The 19,586-nt window shown below is 43.0% G+C and carries 12 protein-coding genes; 2 read left to right on the forward strand and 10 right to left on the reverse strand.

Going from position 1 to position 19,586, the window contains the following annotated elements; translation table 11 throughout:
• Nucleotides 1-2 precede the first annotated feature (2 nt).
• The 4 genes from DW036_RS05555 to DW036_RS05570 all read right to left on the reverse strand — a co-directional run bounded on the left by DW036_RS05555 (nt 3) and on the right by DW036_RS05570 (nt 6,630).
• Nucleotides 3-2,996, reverse strand: coding sequence for a TonB-dependent receptor (locus DW036_RS05555; RefSeq protein ID WP_118462073.1), 2,994 nt, complete (start codon nt 2,994-2,996; stop codon nt 3-5).
• 31 nt (nt 2,997-3,027) lie between these two features.
• Nucleotides 3,028-3,237: a hypothetical protein gene (locus tag DW036_RS05560; RefSeq protein WP_118461941.1), complete on the reverse strand. Its 210-nt coding sequence runs from the start codon at nt 3,235-3,237 to the stop codon at nt 3,028-3,030.
• A 161-nt stretch (nt 3,238-3,398) separates the two neighbouring features.
• The gene (locus DW036_RS05565; RefSeq protein ID WP_118461943.1) at nt 3,399-4,715 is read right to left on the reverse strand and encodes an acetylxylan esterase; all 1,317 of its coding nucleotides are present in this window, start codon (nt 4,713-4,715) and stop codon (nt 3,399-3,401) included.
• A gap of 148 nt (nt 4,716-4,863) precedes the next feature.
• Nucleotides 4,864-6,630 (reverse strand): pectinesterase family protein, encoded by a 1,767-nt coding sequence (locus DW036_RS05570; protein ID WP_118461945.1) that lies wholly within the window; start codon nt 6,628-6,630, stop codon nt 4,864-4,866.
• Nucleotides 6,631-6,778: 148 nt separating this feature from the next.
• Here DW036_RS05570 and DW036_RS05575 point away from each other — a divergent pair, with 148 nt between their 5' ends.
• Nucleotides 6,779-7,126, forward strand: coding sequence for a cupin domain-containing protein (locus tag DW036_RS05575; RefSeq protein WP_115502660.1), 348 nt, complete (start codon nt 6,779-6,781; stop codon nt 7,124-7,126).
• A 91-nt stretch (nt 7,127-7,217) separates the two neighbouring features.
• On the opposite strand, the gene DW036_RS05580 is transcribed toward DW036_RS05575, so the two are convergent.
• A complete protein-coding gene (locus DW036_RS05580) occupies nt 7,218-9,320 on the reverse strand; it encodes a pectinesterase family protein (RefSeq protein ID WP_369905956.1) in 2,103 nt (700 codons plus the stop codon).
• Nucleotides 9,321-9,623: 303 nt separating this feature from the next.
• Here DW036_RS05580 and DW036_RS05585 point away from each other — a divergent pair, with 303 nt between their 5' ends.
• Complete coding sequence (locus DW036_RS05585) at nt 9,624-11,069, forward strand: MFS transporter (protein WP_118461946.1); 1,446 nt, start codon at nt 9,624-9,626, stop codon at nt 11,067-11,069.
• 387 nt (nt 11,070-11,456) lie between these two features.
• Here the strand turns inward: DW036_RS05585 and DW036_RS05590 are convergent, their stop codons facing one another.
• The 5 genes from DW036_RS05590 to DW036_RS05610 form a co-directional block, all read right to left on the reverse strand.
• Nucleotides 11,457-14,849, reverse strand: coding sequence for a DEAD/DEAH box helicase (locus DW036_RS05590; RefSeq protein ID WP_118461948.1), 3,393 nt, complete (start codon nt 14,847-14,849; stop codon nt 11,457-11,459).
• Complete coding sequence (gene tatC / locus DW036_RS05595) at nt 14,849-15,670, reverse strand: twin-arginine translocase subunit TatC (RefSeq protein ID WP_118461950.1); 822 nt, start codon at nt 15,668-15,670, stop codon at nt 14,849-14,851. The genes DW036_RS05590 and tatC overlap by 1 nt, the downstream gene beginning before the upstream one ends.
• Nucleotides 15,671-15,761: 91 nt before the next feature.
• Complete coding sequence (locus tag DW036_RS05600) at nt 15,762-15,977, reverse strand: twin-arginine translocase TatA/TatE family subunit (RefSeq protein WP_022392885.1); 216 nt, start codon at nt 15,975-15,977, stop codon at nt 15,762-15,764.
• 99 nt (nt 15,978-16,076) lie between these two features.
• Complete coding sequence (locus tag DW036_RS05605) at nt 16,077-18,605, reverse strand: bifunctional UDP-N-acetylmuramoyl-tripeptide:D-alanyl-D-alanine ligase/alanine racemase (protein ID WP_118461952.1); 2,529 nt, start codon at nt 18,603-18,605, stop codon at nt 16,077-16,079.
• Complete coding sequence (locus tag DW036_RS05610; protein ID WP_118461954.1) at nt 18,581-19,570, reverse strand: GSCFA domain-containing protein; 990 nt, start codon at nt 19,568-19,570, stop codon at nt 18,581-18,583. The genes DW036_RS05605 and DW036_RS05610 overlap by 25 nt, the downstream gene beginning before the upstream one ends.
• Nucleotides 19,571-19,586 lie beyond the last annotated feature (16 nt).

Raw genomic sequence — 19,586 nt, forward strand, 5'->3', positions numbered from 1 at the left:
GTTTAAAACGAAACGTTGATACCCATTGTGAAAGTACGTGCTTTCGGATAACTCAAATAGTCTATGCCCATCGGAGCTACTCCTGTTCTGGAAACCTCCGAATTTACTTCCGGGTCCAAACCGGAATATCCGGTAATGGTGAATAAATTCTGACCGGAAACAAATACACGGGCACGAGTAATACGCAACGGTTTGAAACTAAAATCATAACCTAAAGAAAGATTATCCATACGTAAGAACGAACCATCCTCTATAAATCTGGAAGAGAATACTTTGGCTTCTTCACGATTCACACCGGCAGTCACTGCCTCTTTCAATACATTTCTACCCGGTAGGTTATTCAGATAAGAAAGGTTGTTTGCCGTACAGTTATAGACATCATTTCCTACACTACCACGCAGGTTCATGCTTAAACTCCAATTTTTATAACGCAAAGTAGTAGAAATGCCATACGTAAAATCGGGTTGTGCGCAACCTATGATTTCAGACTCGCCATTATTGGCAAACTGTTCTTTACCATCTACGATACCAATGAATTTCTTTCCATAGAAAGTTCCCAAAGGTTGTCCAGGTATTACCAACTGGGCATAAGAACCTGAAAGACCTTGGCCCTGACAAGGAGCAACTTTCATGTTTTCACCAGTCCACTTATCATTCGACAGACTTATCAGTTCATTCTTATTCCGGCTGAAATTCAAATTCACATCCCATGAAAAGTCTTTGGTACGCAGTACACCAAATCCTAAGTCTATTTCAAGACCCTGATTCTTTACAGAACCTACATTCGCAATCTGCGAAGTAATCAAGGAAGGGGAAGGAACCGCCACGGAAAGCAATAAATCAGTCGTCTTTTTATAGTAATAGTCAATACTACCATGAATTCTTCCATTGAAGAAACCAAAGTCCAAACCTATATCTGTCTGTGCAGTCTGTTCCCATTTTATATCAGGATTAGAGTATTGTTGAGGTAATACAATAGTTACCTTCTCACCCCCTACCAAATATCCATTAGTACTGGCTCCCAACGTATTCAGAGAATTATAATTACCAATCTCCTGATTACCCGTGATACCATAGCTGACACGTAGTTTCAGATCTGTAAGAATATCGCTATGATAGAATTCCTCCTGAGAGATTCTCCAAGAAGCGGCTGCAGAAGGGAAAATACCCCATTTGTGATCGGCACCGAAACGGCTGGAACCATCACGACGTACTGTAGCGGTAAATAAGTATTTATCCCCATAATTATAATTCAGACGTCCATACATAGATATAAGGGTATTGCTTTCGGCAAAACTGCTTACGCTTTCCACTGTTTTTGCAGCAGCAAGGCTATACCACTTGAAGGTGTCGGATAAGAAACCATAAGCACGGGTATGATTTCCTTCATCATAAAAATACTGGTAAGAATAACCCAGCATGGCATCAATAGAATGTTTACCAAATTTTTGATTGTATTTCAAGATTGTTTCCAACAGTTTAGAATAATCCTGCAATTTCTGTACACTAACATAACCATCATTGCCATTACCCAGCAGATTACTCTTGGATATATAAGAGTTACGTTCGATAGAATTATAAGTATAACCCAAATTCACCTGGAACGTAAAAGGTTTATAGAAATTCCAATCAGCAGTCAGATTACCCAGGAATTTTCTGTTTTTACGCTCATCCAGAATTTCAGATGCAAAAGATACCGGATTCACACGATAAGGAGGCACATCATAGAAATCACCTTCCTCATCATAAACCGGATAAGTAGGATTAAAAACATATGCTTCGTACAACATGCTACTTCCCATCTCACTACCAACAGTATTGGATACCGGTGCCTGGTCAGCATGTGTTTCACCATAGTTCAAATTCATATTTAACTTCAGCTTACCATCCAGTGCTGTATGATTGATATTCACACGGGCATTGGCACTTGTCATACCAGAGCCCAGCATAATACCTTCCTGGTCGCTATAACCCAAAGATGCGCGATAGTTTGTATCCTCACTTCCACTCATGAAAGAAAGGTAATGATTTTGAGAGATTGCCGTACGGAAAATACGATCTTGCCAATCTGCATTATCACCTTTATCATCCAAAGATAATCCTAAATCAGTTACTGCCTTACGGTATTCATCACCAGTCAGTACATCCAGCTTATTAGCTACATTAGAAATACCCAAGCTATAACTGTAATCCAATTGCTTAACACCTTTTTTCCCTTTCTTCGTAGTGATCATAATAACGCCATTAGCACCACGGGAACCATAAATAGCCGTAGCAGAAGCATCCTTCAAGATATTGATGGATTCAATATCATTAGGATTAATAGAAGATAATGGATTTACTGATTCCTGGTCAAAGAAGTCTGTATTACTACCATTGGAAGCAATGTGACTGGAACTTACACCAGCAGAAGAATTGATAGGAACACCATCAATTACATATAACGGATCATTGGAAGCGGTAATAGATGTACCACCACGAACACGAATTGTATTAGATCCACCGGGCTTACCACTATTCTGGCTGATATTTACTCCTGAAAAAGCACCTTGCATCAATTGTTGAGGGCTCAGGTCAGTACCAACTTTAAAACGATCACTACTGATGGAAGATACAGAACCTGTCAAATCGGACTTTTTCATAGTACCATAACCTACTACCACCACCTCTTCCAAAGCCTGTGCATCATCCAGCAGTACCACATCAATTGTATTTTGTGAGCCGACTGCGATTTCCTGTGTTACATATCCTATATAAGAGAAGATGAGAGTGTTTTTTCCCGAAGAAACCGACAATGTATACTTACCATCCATATCAGTTATTGTTCCTACAGCGGAATTACCTTTTACAGTCACATTCACACCGATCAACGGCTCTTGCTTCGAGTCAGTCACCGTTCCTGTAATCGTCTTGTTTTGTGCATACAGACATTGTGTTACTATCAATGCCAATACAAAACACAACTTTCTAAAATCAAAATGCAGTTTGTTTTTCATATCAATACATTTGGGGTTAATAAATAAAGATTCAAAGTTTCTCAATAAGATTTTGTCTTTCACCTTGCCGTGCAAAGGAGAGGATTATATTGATTTTGCAGGTGAAAAATATGCTCAAATCGGTTAAAAAAATAGTCCACACAGCCCAAAGTTCTTTTGGAAGGGGTTTTAAACAATTATTCCACATCTTTTCTACACCTTTTTCTCCCCTTGAAACCGTTTTTTCTACGAATCTATTCATCACTCTCTGTTTATTCACATCAACCACTTTATTAAACTACTATTTCGCTACACTCATTCATCTCATTTTCTATCAAAAAAGAAAAGCTTATAAAAAATCCTTTCTGATATATTTTCAAAGGAAGTATATCAGAAAGGAAACAGAATATAAAACGTTCTTATTTACTTCAAATGTCTCAATATCCACTTCAGCTGTCCATATTCCGTAGCATCAGAAGTCCAATGCTCATTAATCGGAGTTATCAGTGCTTCCTTGGGGCAATCCAGCACATTATAAACAGCATAACTGGTAGTAGGCGGACAGGTATCATCATTATATCCCCAAGTGATATAAGTAGGAACTTTAATCATACGGGCGAAGTTCACCACATCATAATATGCCATCGTTTTCAGCTTATCCGGAGTATCCATACCCTCTACTCTAAAAAAATGAGGATAGCCACCTGCACGTCCTGCTTTATAGCCTGCCATATCACTCAATGCCGGATGATTGACTACGCAAGCCGTTACACGGCTATCCAGTCCGGTAGTAATCAGTGCCAAAGCTCCTCCTTGGCTGCCACCTTGGACAATTACATTTTTACCATCCCATTCGGGCAGAGAAGTCAGGAGATCGATACTGCGTACACAACCCAAATAGACACGTTTCATGTAATAATTATCGCGGTTCTCCAATCCGTTATTTAAATAACCGTTCTCTCTGCCATTAAAAGCATTGCTGATTTCCTTAAATTTTTCCGCACTCATCTCCGGATTCAGGCCATGTATCTCGATTTCGAAACGGATACATCCTTCTTCTGCATAATATTTATGGCGCAGAGGCTCCTTTATAGTTTTAATTCCAGCTCCCGGAGGGCAAAGTACAACCGGACAAGAACCTTTCACTGCATTCTTAGGATAGAAAAGATAACCATAAATGCACTGTCCATGGTTATTCAGCATTAATTTAATGAGATAACAATCAACCTTATCCGTACAATACTCCTCTGCAAGTTTTTTAGTATAAGTCAACGGATATTTGGCAGCTTCCGCTTTATTGTTTTTCCAGAATTCTTTAAAATCTTTCGGCATCTGTGTGTAAGGTTGAATCTTTTCCGGTGAAAAGCCTACCTTCACATGATGTTTATAGCTTGTTCCATCCACGGTCGCTGTCAGACGACAATCACGGAAACCGGGTTCTTTCATTGTTCCCACAGGTATCACCGCCTTTCCTTGCTTCAAAATAACGGAACCGGAAGTATCCGCCGGCATCATGTCACCACCTATTTCATAAGAAACAGTTACACCATCCTGCGGAATTCCGTATTTATAGAACTGCACCTCAACCGCAGCTTTCTCTCCGGTCTTATAAATCCAGTCAGCATGATTGGGCACGGTCACCCAAAGTACATCACTCCGGTACGGGTAGTTTTCCGCACATACAAATGACAGCGGAAAGATCAAGGCGAACAGCCATATAAACAAACTCTTTTTCATCATTATGTTTTTAGTATTATCACATTATTTTACCAGTCACAAAGACCATCTTCCTACCAAGTCCGTATCAACTCCGTGTCAAGACCGTGTCAAGTCCGTAGTTATGAACACGGAGATGGTACGGAGATGATACGGTTTTGACAGATACGGGTCAGCGCTTTATGCTTAATAATTCATTCCCATTTTTTACCGGATTCCAGTCATCCTCTCCGGCAAGTATGGAGTCTATCTCATAGCCTTTGAGGCTCTTCAGTTGATGTGAGAAAGGTACACGTGCTTTTGGATTGGCACCTTCACCCGTGCTTTCATACTCTGCATAGAATGCGGTCTTTTCCGCTTCCTTTTTACCCCAGTTATTCCAACCGGCAGGAGCGATATGCTTGCCTAAATTGCAACGGATGAATACAGCCTGCGCATACGAACGCCAGGGACGCGACAGATAGACATCCTGTACACCCTTATCAGCCGTCAGTCGGCAATCATAAAATACATAACCATATTTCTGCCCTTGATCCGTAGAAGGTGCTGTCACATAGCCCCCACCTTTACTATGAATGTGACAACGATTGAATACAGCCGTAGACCAGCCAAAGATAAAATCGACCGTACCTTCTATGTAGCAATCTTCATAGTACTGGCGGCAGTCTTTTCCATAGGTATAGAGTGTATCCTGGAAACCAAGGAAACGACAGTTTTTGAAATAAACACGATCGGCACTTACAAAACAGGCTACAGCCTGTCCCACCGGACCCGAGGAATTCTCAAACGTAATATTCTCAGCATAAAAGTCCGGAGCATAAATATAGCAGGAAGATGAACCGGAAGTTCCTTTTTCTTCACCAAAGCAATTCTTCTTCTGTGCATAATCATCATACGAAAGTATGGCACTTTCCTGACCTATCAGGGAAATATTAATTTTGCTTTCGGGTACTACAATTTTCTCTTTATACACACCTTTACGCACCAATATCGTAGTACGGATATTCTTGCGGAAATCGGGAACAGCATCAATGGCTTCCTGTACAGTGAAAAAGTCTCCGCTACCATCCTGTGCCACTACGAAATCATAATGTCGTACATACTTAGCTAATTCCGGTACTTCCTTAGCAATGGCATCCATAGCCAGGCCGGCTACAATGCGGCCACCATATACATTCAGATGGGTATTATCTTCGCGTCCTTTAGGTATAGCAGCAACCTGATTGGCAGGTACCCACATGAACAGCTTTTTAGAGTCTACCGGTCCCATGCCTTCTACCAGGTCGTGCGTAATCTTATTCATATCCACAAATGCAACACCCAGCTCTTTCGCCACATTCCGCGGAGAGTCCAGATAGGCTCCGTGCGTATCAATCAACTTGTCACCTTCAGCAACAGCCGGCTGTTCCGAAGCTTCCCGCTTTGCATCCGGATTCACGCCTTTCTGTATATCATCCTGACTGATAGCCTGAGCAACTGCATTCCCATCCGCTGTGCCGAAGTTTCGGCGTACGATGGAGTTAAACAAAACAGGGATACCTCCCTTAGCACGTGTTTCGTTTACAAAACGTTTCAGGTTTTCATCAAAAGTACTTCCCGGAGCTGTATACCGCTTTGGGTCGGATTTCTCATCATTGTGACCGAATTGGATAAATACATAATCACCTTTCTTCACTTGTGAGATTACTTTCTCCCAGCGCCCTTCATCAATAAAGCTCTTGGAACTCCGCCCGTTCACGGCATGATTATCCACACGTATTTCCTCGGAGAGATAACCGGGCAACATTTGCCCCCACCCCCGTTCCGGATTTTGACCCGTCAATGACTTATTAGCCATAGTGGAGTCTCCGATCATAAAAATCGTAATCACTGGTTTGTCAGCCTTGAAAGCAGAAAGCAGAAAAAACAACCCCAGCAATAATGTCAACTTATGTTTCATAGTTCATTATATATAAATAGTATTCTTAGTTTCCGGCTGCAATATTACCTAAAAACAGAGGGTTTTAGGGGTAAAAAAAGTCGCAATCGGTAGAAAAATTAATATTAATCGTATATTTGCCGACAAAATAATCAATCTGACTGGCAAAATGGAAAAGACAAGAAGTAACACTTTCATTCTTGAAAAAGAAATAGTATGGGAACCTGCAGGTGAAGGAGTGGTACGCCAAATCATGGGCTACGACGGACAAGTGATGCTTGTAAAAGTGAAATTCGAGCAAGGAGCTGTCGGTACACCACATACTCACTATCATACACAAACCACTTATGTGGCAAGCGGTAAATTTGAATTTACCGTAAATGGTGAAAAACAAATTGTAGAAACCGGAGACGGTGTTTACATCGAACCGGATGCGGTACATGGTTGTGTATGCCTGGAGGCTGGTATCCTGATAGACTGTTTCAGCCCCATGAGAGCAGATTTTCTGAAGCGCTAAATCCTGTCTGCAAGGAGTTAACTTCTTGCGAACAAAAAGTTAACTTCCTGTCGACAAGAAATTAAGTTCTTGCAGGCAGGAAGTTAAGTTGTTATTTTGCAGATTTCCAATCACTACACATTTTATAGATATAACTCAGATCATCATATAGTGTAGCTTCCTTTTTCGTCAATTGTTTCGCCCACTTCACACGATCGGCTGTCGGAGAGCCCTCTCCAGTACTTCCATATTCAGCATAACGTGCTGTCTTCTCATTTTCTGCATTTCCCCAGTTATGCCAACCTTCGGGACGGATATGTTTACCCATTTCGCAATTGATAAATACAGTAGCGGCATACGGACGCCAGGGACGTCCCAGATATACCTTATCCACACCAGGGTCGGCAGTCAGCCGGCAGTTCTTGAAAACGTATCCCACCGCAATATCTTTGGGGGTAGAAGCTGCCGTTACGTATGAATTGGTTTTACTCCGTATCTCGCAATTCTCAAACAATGCAGTAGAAGGACCAAATATAAAATCGGTAGTACCATCAATATAACAATCTACAAAATAGAGCCGTGTACCGGCAACACCTGTATAAATAGTATCCTGATTACCCAAAATACGGCAGTTTATGAATACCAGTTTATCACCTTCCGTATGAAGTGCCACGGCTTGTCCCAGTCTGGCGGCATTATTTTCTATAGTCAGATTCTTGAAAGTTATGCTATTCCCCTCTACTTTCACTGTATAGGTGCGAAAAGTACCCATTTTATTAATATTGGCGTGGTCATCATACGTGATAATCGTATTTTCCACACTTTCACCAATGAATTCTACATTCTGCAACCAGGAAGGGATAACCACTTTTTCTTTATAAGTACCATTCTTTACCAGTACCGTCACTTTATAATCCATAAAAGCCCGGATACCTTCCATAGCTTCTGTCAAAGTACGATAGTCTCCCGAACCATCGCGAGATACAACAATCGTATCCTTCCATTGAGTCTGTGCCGACAATGGCGACTGCAAACGCTCCCATTCCAAACTTGCCATGATAAACGGGCCTACCGCCTTGGGATCATTGCTACGGATTGTCTCATTTATATAATAGGTGTAATCGCCCATACGGTAATTCTTACCGCCTAATCCGGCAACTGCACAAGCTTTCGTAATAGTTACCACACCATCTTTATCTACTTCGATGAAGTTATCGAGGATGCCCTGATAGCCTTTGAGAGCTACTTCCAGATATGACTTATCAATATATCCTTTACGAACCGCCTTAAACAAAGCGTAAACAAACATAGTGGAACAAGAAGACTCTACATAGTTTCCTTTCTCACCGCTTTTATCCAGTACCTGATACCACAGTCCCGTCTTCGGATCTTGTATACGCTTCACTTGTGCAGCAATATTATTCAAGATAACGAGCATAGAATCACGTCCAGCCTCATGCTTTGGAATATAGTCCAATGCATCTACAAATGCCATTGCATACCAGCCCATAGCACGTCCCCAGCTATGTTGAGACTGTCCGGTAACAGGATCTGCCCAACGTTCCTTACGACTGACGTCACAGGCATGACGGTAAAGGCCATTTTTGGGGTCATAAGTATGGCGGGCTACTGTAATAAACTGATTGACAATATCCTGATAATCCTGCACACGATTATTACGGTAAGCATATTCTGCATAGAAAGGCGCTCCCATATAAATACCATCCAGCCACATCTGGTTAGGATAAATCTTCTTATGCCAGAAGCCACCGTCCTCATTGCGCGGATGGGTATCGAGCTGGCTGCGCAGCAAGTCTATAGCTTTCTTATATTTCTCATCTTTCGTCTGTTCATAAATACGGAACAGGAATTTACCGGAGTTCAGACGGTCAATATTATATTCATGTAATTTATAAGTCTCGATGCTTCCATCATTGTGTATCATAGTGTCCGCGTAAGCCAATGCATAGTCGAACATTTTCCTATCTCCATAGGTATCATACACATCCAGCATAGCTTGCAATTCCAGCCCGTGGCAATAGTCCCATTTCAATTTCGGCTGGAAATCCAACTGCCAGGATTCCGGGCAACGAATCATCTCTGACTCTACCATACGCACCGACCAGGGTTGCTTATCACTGACTTTCTGGGCGGACAACTGGGTAGAGCAAAGCAGCGCTCCCATCACAAAAGTTTTACAAAGTAGATTATTCATCATTCTATTCTTGTTTTTAGGTATATAGATTATATTGAGTAATGTGACAAAGATAGCGGTTCTCACCTAAACCGTTGTGTACTTTTCGACCGAAATGGTGCATTATTTATTTTCGTCCTCTACAATCTTATTTTTTCGTGTACGAGAACGAGCGATTTCGTGCGCGATAACGAGTTTTTTGCCATTTATTTGCATTTCGAACAAAAATTGCAGGAAATTAGACGAAAAAAGTATTGATATACATCAAATAATGTGTATTTTTGGCCCCAGAAATAAGAATTAATAATTTTAAATCAACGTATCATGAGTTTAAATCAAAATGCAGTGGGAAAGATGACCAACTACAGGTGGACCATCTGTGCCATGTTATTTTTTGCGACAACAGTAAACTACCTTGACCGCCAGGTGCTGTCATTGACGTGGGATGAATTTATCAAACCCGAATTCCATTGGGACGAATCACACTACGGCATTATCACATCTGTCTTTTCTATTGTTTATGCAGTCTGCATGTTATTTGCAGGCCGTTTCGTAGACTGGATGGGAACTAAGAAGGGTTTTCTCTGGGCTATCGGCGTATGGTCGGCAGGTGCCTGCCTCCATGCCTTATGTGGTATCGTTACAGAACATTTTGTAGGTCTGCACAGTGCAGCCGAATTAATGGGAGCGACCGGTGATGTTGTAGTAACCATCGCTACCGTCAGTATGTACTGCTTCCTCGCCGCCCGTTGCGTACTGGCACTTGGTGAGGCCGGTAACTTCCCCGCAGCCATCAAAGTAACCGCCGAGTACTTCCCTAAGAAAGACCGCGCGTATGCTACTTCAATCTTCAATGCCGGTGCTTCTATCGGTGCTTTGGTTGCCCCGCTGTCTATTCCTTTGCTGGCTAAGGCTTGGGGCTGGGAGATGGCTTTCATAGTAATCGGTGCTCTTGGTTTTATCTGGATGGGCTTTTGGGTATTCATGTATTCCAAACCTTCTGAAAGCAAACACGTAAACAAAGCTGAACTGGACTACATCGAACAGGATAGTTATGAAGAAGGTGCTGCTCCGATAGTAGCAGAGAAAGACGAAAAGAAAATGAAATTCTGGCAGTGCTTCAGCTACAAGCAAACTTGGGCATTCGCTTTCGGTAAGTTCATGACCGACGGTGTGTGGTGGTTCTTCTTGTTCTGGACTCCTTCTTATCTGAATACACAATTCGGTATCAAAACCTCTGAAGGATTGGGTATGGCATTGATCTTTACGCTGTATGCCATTACGATGCTCTCAATCTATGGTGGTAAATTGCCTACCATCATCATGAAGAAAACCGGCTTAAATCCTTATGCCGCCCGTATGCGTGCGATGTTGATTTTCGCATTCTTCCCGCTGGTAGTGTTGCTAGCACAACCTTTGGGTACTATATCTCCGTGGTTGCCGGTTATCATGATCGGTATCGGTGGCGCAGCTCATCAATCCTGGTCTGCCAATATCTTCTCTACGGTAAGTGATATGTTCCCCCGTGCTGCTATTGCAAGTATCACTGGCATTGGTGGTATGGCAGGGGGCGTAGGTTCCATGCTGCTGCAGTTCATAGCAGGTGAGCTCTTCGTTTATGCCGGAGAAACCAACATGACTTTCATGGGCTTTGAAGGCAAACCGGCAGGATACTTCATCATCTTCTGCGTATGTGCGGTAGCTTACCTGCTCGGTTGGGTTGTCATGAAGGCTTTGGTTCCGAAATACAAACCTATCGTATTGGAATAATATTATTATTCTATATATAATAAAAAATGACAAAGGTGCTCAGCGATGGGCACCTTTTTTAGTATAATATAAAAAGTATGGGCACAAAAAAAGCCCCTTCTCACGAAGTGACTCTCTTCTGCACTCTCCTGCTAAAACCACACAAACCTCAGTGCCCACTTTAGCAAATTACACCTCCAGACGGTTCATGAGAGATACAGGAGCGCAAAATTTTAAGATGAAAAAAAGGGAAGTCTCACGACTTCCACAATTCTTCTAACCTTAAATCTAAATCTCTATGAAAAAAACGTTCGGCAAAGATAGCCGTTTATTCCATTCGGAGATATTAATAAAAGATATAAAGATTTGAGGAACATTTAAGATTTACTAAATGGAATTGGTAAAGCTTTATAAAACCGTATCAAGCAGATCGGCATAGATAGGATTTTGTCGTAACAAGTGAGGCACCCCTGTCATAAATAGCTGCTTGCGGGCACGGGTGAGCGCAACGTTTAGTTTCCGATCAATCCATACCCCTTTTTCTTCCGTAAGGTTGGCAAGAAATTTCAGTTGATAAGTACGGTTCACACAGAAAGAATAAATAATCACATCCCTCTCACTCCCTTGGAAACGTTCTACAGTGTCCACCAGAATATCATTCAAAACAGGAATACCCAAAGCTGCTATCTCGCTCTTTATAAGAGCTATCTGACTACGATAAGGAGTGATAACACCTAAAGTCAAAGCAGAATTAAAACCAGAATTGCTTGCTTCATACTGTCTGTAAACGGCAGCAGCCAACCGAGCTGTAAGCTGTGCTTCGGAATGGTTAATCTTCGCTGATTGTGAAGGAGTCTCCGGCACCGAGGGAAGAAAAGCTACCCGACTCACCAATACATCAGCAAATTCATCATTCTCCAGTCCCGGAGCAAGTTCAAGTTCACCTTGCTGATGCGGCAAACCGACCGCTTCCAGTAATCCGCCATAAAAAGCACGATTAGGGAACCGGGCTACTTCCACATTCATACGTCCCTGCCGGCAAAGCATATCGTAAAAATGCTGAGTGGTTGGCGACGGATGATTAACAGAGATTGTACGATAGAGACGTTCGAACAGAGAATCTTTTAGATTATACAAACCGATACTCTGCAGACATTCTTCACACACTTCAGATTGCGATTCGGATTGAAGAACAACGGCAGGCAGTTGTTTATGATCGCCGATAAGAATGAACTTACCGATGGCGTTGTTGCCAGCCACATTTCGTGCACAAAGAAGTCCTAACAGTTGCGGCTCCAATATCTGGGTAGCCTCATCCACAATAGCCACATCAAAAGTCTTCAGACGAAACATATCCGTTTTAGATGAGAAGGTAGCAACAGTACCAACGAAAACACGGCAACGTTCTATGCGTGCGTGTACTTCACGACGTGTAGAACAAGGCTCCAGCACATTCTCTATTAATCGGGAACGGAAAGGAGGATCGCAAGAGAGCTCACTTCCGATACGAATAAAATCAATCTCAGGCGTTATTACAGAAAGGGTTTTGCAGATCTCATCCACTGCACGATTTGTATATGAAAGCAACAGTATCTGTTTCCCGTCACGATAGAATGCTTCTACCATACCACGCAAAGCACGGGAAGTCTTTCCGGTGCCCGGAGGACCTATCAAAAGAAAATAATCCCTGGCTGCCTGTGCCTTCAAGGTAATGCGGGAAAAATCATTGGAAGCAGCTGCAATACGGGCATCAAAAGAAGTATCAAATTCCGGTTCACGCTGAGACAGCAATAGATCCCGGCGATCCTTGTTAGCGGAAAGGAAAGCGGAAAGTCCCAGATACATGCTGCGGAAAGAAGTATCCATATAATCGTGCTCTATGGCATAGCGACTATCCAGAGGAAGCACAGAAGTATTTTGTTGCGAAGCACGAAGACGGATACGGATATCCCGGTCGGTGATTCGCTCTATATTTCCTTTGAATACCATCTTATTGGTTACATTGTCCGTATCTTGATTGCGTTGATAGAGGACAATGGTGTCACCCTCACGGAAATTCGGCAAAACTTGCAGAGGTGAATCATTAACCGGACGTGCCAGTACAAGATATGCCTTATGTATATCTGCCGCATGATTCTCCGTGATCGTCAGATCATATAGTATCTCTCCCGCCTCACGTTTTTCTTCAAGTGTGGAAAGCCACAAAGCAGCAGCTCCTGCACGCCCTTCATAATCGATATCACCTGATTTCGAAGTGTACAATTCCTTGGTTATAAAATTGTAGAGTGTATAGAAGTAACGTTGCTCCAATGCAGTAAGCATCCGGATACGTTGTGCCACTACATCGATGGACGGATAGAGATAGCGTTTCCATAACGTGTTATTCAGATGACGCTCATTCAGTGTCTCCGGATTGATAGCTTTCAGACATTCCGCCGTATAATAAGGACTGTTACGTAATTGCATGCCATATTCATTCGCCACAATCCGGTTGCGGACATCCATCACACGCCGTACCATCGCCCACGATGGACGAGCAGGATATAACAACGGGTAACGTGTATACAGCAAGTATGCCTTTACTCTACGGTGGTCCATTCCCATAGAATATTCCAGCACTGCCTGATACAATAACATCTGCACCTTATTATTCTCTTTCGGTTCCACCTTACCCCGGATAGAGTACTCATCGGCTTTACCCGACTTCATTTCTATAAAGGAAGACATATCGCGCTGCATATAGTCCAGACGTCCTTGCAACCCCAGTGCTTCACATATATAGGTAGGTTCCAGTACCGCATCTGTTTTATCCAGTTCATAACCGGGAGTCCGGAAAGTTTCAGTCACCGTTTGACGGATATGTTCGAAGTGCCGTTTACAATCGGCAAAGAATTCCTTTTCTTTCTCCTTGTCCAGCAAATCGGCACATGCAGCCAACTCTATGGAATAAGTGCGGAAAGCCTTTTTCATGCAGGATAAATAGTCCGGCTCCTCTTTCGCATAGATCCATTCGTCCAGGAAAAGATTGGCAATATTACCGAGCAACAGAGGACGTGTATTATCGGGAGATTGCAAACGTGCCAGCAGATAATTGGCCGGATGATGCCCGTAATCTTTAAAACACTCTGCCAGAGAACTGATATCCAACAGATAATCCGGTTCTAAAATAATAAAGGAAGGTGTCAATACACCTGCCTCATCTACAGCTACATCCAATAGATTGACCTGTGCATGGCGCCATAACAATTGACAGGTTTCTGCAAATTCCTCATTCACCTGCGGTACATTGTATCGCACCCGTAACGGTTCATCAGCAACGGTATCTACAGGCAATACATATAAATACGTATCATCGGCATATTGAAAACAAACACGCATCCGGCGTACCCGTTCTTTAGCAGGCGGAGAAACGATGTAAGTAGCATCCGCACGGGGAAGCAAGCGGTAAAGTTCCGCCGGTACCTCCTCTCCCGTAAGCTTCTTCACAAAGAAAGTCAATGTCTTGATGTCTCTCAACAGATTCTCTCGTGAGGGTTCAGCCAAACGGTTCAGAACAGCATTGGAGGTCAGGCGAAAAGTATGTAAACGATTTTGTTCCACAACAGACAGTCCGGCTTTCGAGGCAACAAAGCTGATACGTGCAGACAAGTCAGTCATTTGCAAGCTACCGTCCGGCATCTGTGTACGGCAAAGACGTTCCAGAAATTCACGGAGCTGACGGTAAGCCGTTGTTAACGGAATATTTTCATCCCGGCAGACCGTAAGTAAAAAGTAATAGTATTCCCGTGCCTCTTCCTGCATTACTCCTCCTTATCTTCATCCGCCTCGTCCGTGTCAGTTTTCTTATCCTTAATCATCAGGATACTCAACTCATAGAGCAGATAAAGCGGAATAGAAACCACTGTCAGAGTGAAAGGATCGCCGGTTGGCGTAATAATAGCTGCGACTATCACAATAATCACCAGTGCATGACGACGGTACTTGCGCAGGAAAGATTTGTGTACCAATCCCAAAAGTGAAAGTAACCAGGTCACCAACGGCAATTCAAAAGCCAGTCCCATACAGAGCACCAGCATCATGAAGTTATCTATGTAAGAATTTAAAGAAATCTGATTCTCGATGGATGCACTCAGTTCGTAGGTAGAGAGAAAGCGCAACGTCAATGGGTAGACCATAAAATAGCCCAGCAGTACACCGAGGAAAAACATCACTGTACCAATACATAAAGCTTTCTTCACCCCACGACGCTCGTTAGGATAAAGGGCAGGACTGATAAACCTCCAGATTTCGAAAAAGATATAAGGCGTAGCCGTAACTACCGACATCCAGAATGCGGTGGACATATGAACAAAGAACGGAGCCGCCAGATTTATATTGATCAGTTTGACATGAAACTGCTGCGTAAAGAATTCATCGTTAAGATTGAATGTTTTTCCTACATATCGCAGCACGTCGTAAAAAATGAAATCATTGTGGCAGGGTGCCAACACCACATTATCAAACAACCACGGCATTGCAATAAAATAACCGACTGCAAATACAAACCACACACCGAGAACTCGAAACAGTACCCGACGCAGTTCGTCCAAATGATCCCAAAAGGTTAGTTCTTTATCTGCCATACTAGTGAAATAGTTACAAGCTACAAGCTATAAGTACCTTCGGCATGATAGCACAGATACTTGTAGCTCGTAGCTTGTAACCCGTAGCTTATTATTTTTTAGAAGCCGGCTCTTCTATATCATCCTTTGCTTTATTTATTTCTTCTTTCGCCTCGTTCACACCATCCTTGAAGCTCTTCACGCCTTTACCTAATCCCTTCATCAATTCAGGTATCTTCTTACCACCGAACAACAACAAGATAAGCAAAGCAATAATGACCCATTCGGAACCGCTGGGCAGAAAGCCTAATAAAAGTAAGTTTGTCATATTCATAGTTTTTAAATTTGTTGCAAATATAATAGTTTCACTACAGATTACACGCTTTTACACGGATTAAAACGAAAAGAATAAAGGTAAACCCGAATATCAGTCCTGATAATAGACCCTCTTCACCCGTGTAGAAACGCTTGTCAATACTTCATAAGGAATGGTTTCAAGTACATCGGAAAGCACCGTAATGGGCAGATGATCGCCAAATATCTCTACGGTATCCCCTTCTTTACATTCAATATCCGTAACGTCTATCATGCAGACATCCATGCAGATATTACCGACATAAGGTGCACGTTGCCCATTCACCAAACAATATGCATGACCATTGCCTAAGTGACGGTTTAGTCCGTCGGCATATCCGATAGGCAGTGCAGCAATACGCGAATCACGTGTCAGATGTCCCTTGCGACTATATCCAACCGTATCTTCTTCGGGCACCCCCCGTATTTGCAGGATGGTAGTTTTCAGTGTACTTACATTATTTATAATAGTATTATCGATCGGACTGATACCATACAAACCGATGCCCAGACGTACCATATCGAACTGTGCTCCGGGGAAACGCTCAATACCTGCCGAGTTACAGATGTGACGGAGTATCTTATGCGGAAATGCTGCTTGCAACTGCATAGAAGCAGCTTCAAACATTTCTATCTGTCCACGCGTAAACGCGTCAAACTGAGATGCGTCACTACCCACAAGGTGAGAGAACACAGACCGTGCAATGACTGCATTCTGGCTCTTCAACCGTTCTATAAGCCGTGGCATATCCTCAGGCGCAAAACCCAGACGGTGCATACCCGTATCCAGTTTTATATGAATAGGGAAATTGGTGATACCTTCTTTTTCCGCCTCCTTAATCAGTGCATCCAGCAAATGGAAACTGTACACTTCCGGCTCCAGCTTATAGTCGAACATGGTCTTGAATGCCGTCATCTCCGGATTCATAATGATGATGCTCGCCGTAATGCCTGCTTTGCGCAGCTCGGAACCTTCGTCGGCCACAGCCACAGCCAGATAATCGACATGATGTTCCTGTAGCGTCTTGGCAATCTCATACGAACCTGCACCATATGCAGACGCTTTCACCATGCAGACCATCTTGGTTTCCGGCTTCAGTTTACTACGATAATAATTCAGGTTGGCTATCATGGCTCCGAGATTCACTTCAAGAATCGTTTCGTGTACCTTCTTCTCCAGTTCTTCCGTCAAAGCATCAAAGCCAAACTGACGGGCACCTTTTATCAATATAATTTCATTTTCCAACCGTAGCTCACCACGGGAAATAGCACGCAACAATGCTTCCGTATTAGGATAGAAAGCCTTTTCAATATCAAAACGTGCAGCACACGAAGCAATCTCATTTCCAACACCGATGATGCGCTCAATGCCACGACTGTTGATCAATTGCGATACCTTCCGGTAAAGCGTCGGTGCATTCTGCCCCGTTTCCAGTATATCAGAAAGAATGAGTGTACGCTTCAACCCATTGCTTTGCGAGCGACGGTAGAGGAAATCGAGCGCAATATCCAATGAAGCGAGATCACTGTTATAACTATCATTAATCAATAAGCAACCGTTTTTGCCCTCCTTTACTTCCAGACGCATAGCCACCGGTTCCAGTGTCGTCATGCGTTCCGTAATTTTTTCGGCGGGAAGCATCAGGTAAAGACAAGCCGCCAGGCAGTTCAACGAATTCTCAATAGAAGCATCATCAATGAAAGGTAGCATAAAAGTATTGTCCATTTCCAGGTAACGGTAAGAGATGACGGTACAATCTTCTTTCTTCTCCACCTTACTTATAAACAGGGGACGCTCCATATCCCTTCGGCTCCATGCTATTTCACGGGCACTGAGCATGGATTTTGCCACACAATTACTGATAAACTCATCATCACCATTATAAATCACCACATCGCAGTTCTTAAACAGGGTTAGTTTCTCCATACATTTCTCTTGCAGAGAAAAGAAGTTTTCCTGATGAGCACCACCAATATTAGTCAGTATGCCAATGGTTGGCTTGATAATATTCTGTAAGGCACGCATTTCCCCCATCTCCGAGATACCAGCTTCGAAAATAGCAAGCTCAGACTGTTCGTTCATTTGCCAGACAGACAGAGGCACTCCGATCTGAGAATTATAACTGCGAGGCGAACGGACAATTACCCGTTCGGGACTAAGCAACTGATGAAGCCACTCTTTCACAATAGTCTTTCCATTACTGCCTGTGATGCCAATCACAGGAATCTGGAATTGCTCACGATGTTGCTCCGCCAATTTCTGCAAAGCTTTCAGCGGATTAGCAACTACTAAAAAGTTGAGTTGGGGTATGAGACTTGACTGCGCATCATCATGTTGTATAGAATCATCTATAATCAATTGTCCATTTTCAATTGCCTTATAAGTTTCTTTGCTTACCACAAAATTGCGAACGCCACGTGAATATAAATCAGATATATAGCGGGCACCGTCATTGCGTTTGGTAGTTAAGGCAAAGAACAAAGTTTCTTCGGGGAAACTCAAGGAACGGCTATCGGTAAGTAACCAGTCTATAGTTGCCGGCGTGTCCCCCACACGTCGTGCACCAATGCGTTCGGCTATTGTTTCAATCGTATATGACATATTTCTTTCTCGTTTTGGAAATCTAAGTACGGGTATTTTTGGTTAAGTCGATCTATTTTTAACACAATTTGTCCTAAAAAACACTTATACTCCTCTGACTCCGGATGGAAGGGCTTATGAGATAGCGCTTTATTGATATTTTCACTTTCCTGCATAATCTCTAACGCATCTTCCGAGAAGCAAGTCTGCACGAACTTCTCCCATACATAACGTACCGCCTGGGGGGACGGATGCACCATATCGTCAGCATAAAAACGATAGTCGCGAAGCTCATCAAGCAAGAGTTCGTAAGCCGGAAAATAAGAGACATATTCGGGAAAAGAAGCCTGCAATTGGTCGATGGCAAGCAAAAGCGTGGCTTTGCTCAATTGATTGGCATGCATTCCATCGCGTATGTGCCGTATAGGGCTGACGGTAAGAATCACTTTCAGCTTCGGGTTCCGGGCAATCAGACCGGAGAAAAGGGAGGTATAGTCGGATACAATCTCCTGCACACTGAGTCGGCGACGAATAAAGACAGATTCCGGTTGCTTGTGGCAGTTTGCAACAACATGCCCCGTAGTCTTCTGTTCGTACACCCAGGATGTACCAAAAGTCAACATCAGACAATCCAGTTGATGAATGCATTCGTGTGCCGCCAACAAGCGGGCATTGATGCGCTGCAAAGTTTCCTCCATTGAAGGTGAAGAAAAATCTCCATGATGCATAGGACTATGCCAACATTCGCGGAAGAAAAACAAATCTTCTTCCTTATATACCTTACCTGCCACCACCTCACGCAAGGCAGCCGAAATGGACAAGGGATTATAGAGAACACCAAAAGGATTTATATCCGGATGAAATTTAGCATCCGCGAGTAAGCTCCCCATGTTGGTAGCAAAACAAGACCCCATCAACAGGAGGCTATCTGCCTGTACAAGAGGTGGTAAACCGGAAGGCAACTCAACGGGAGTAAAGAAATCCATAGATTATGAAAATTAG

The sequence above is a fragment of the Bacteroides sp. AF39-11AC genome, assembly GCF_003474285.1.
GTDB lineage: Bacteria > Bacteroidota > Bacteroidia > Bacteroidales > Bacteroidaceae > Bacteroides.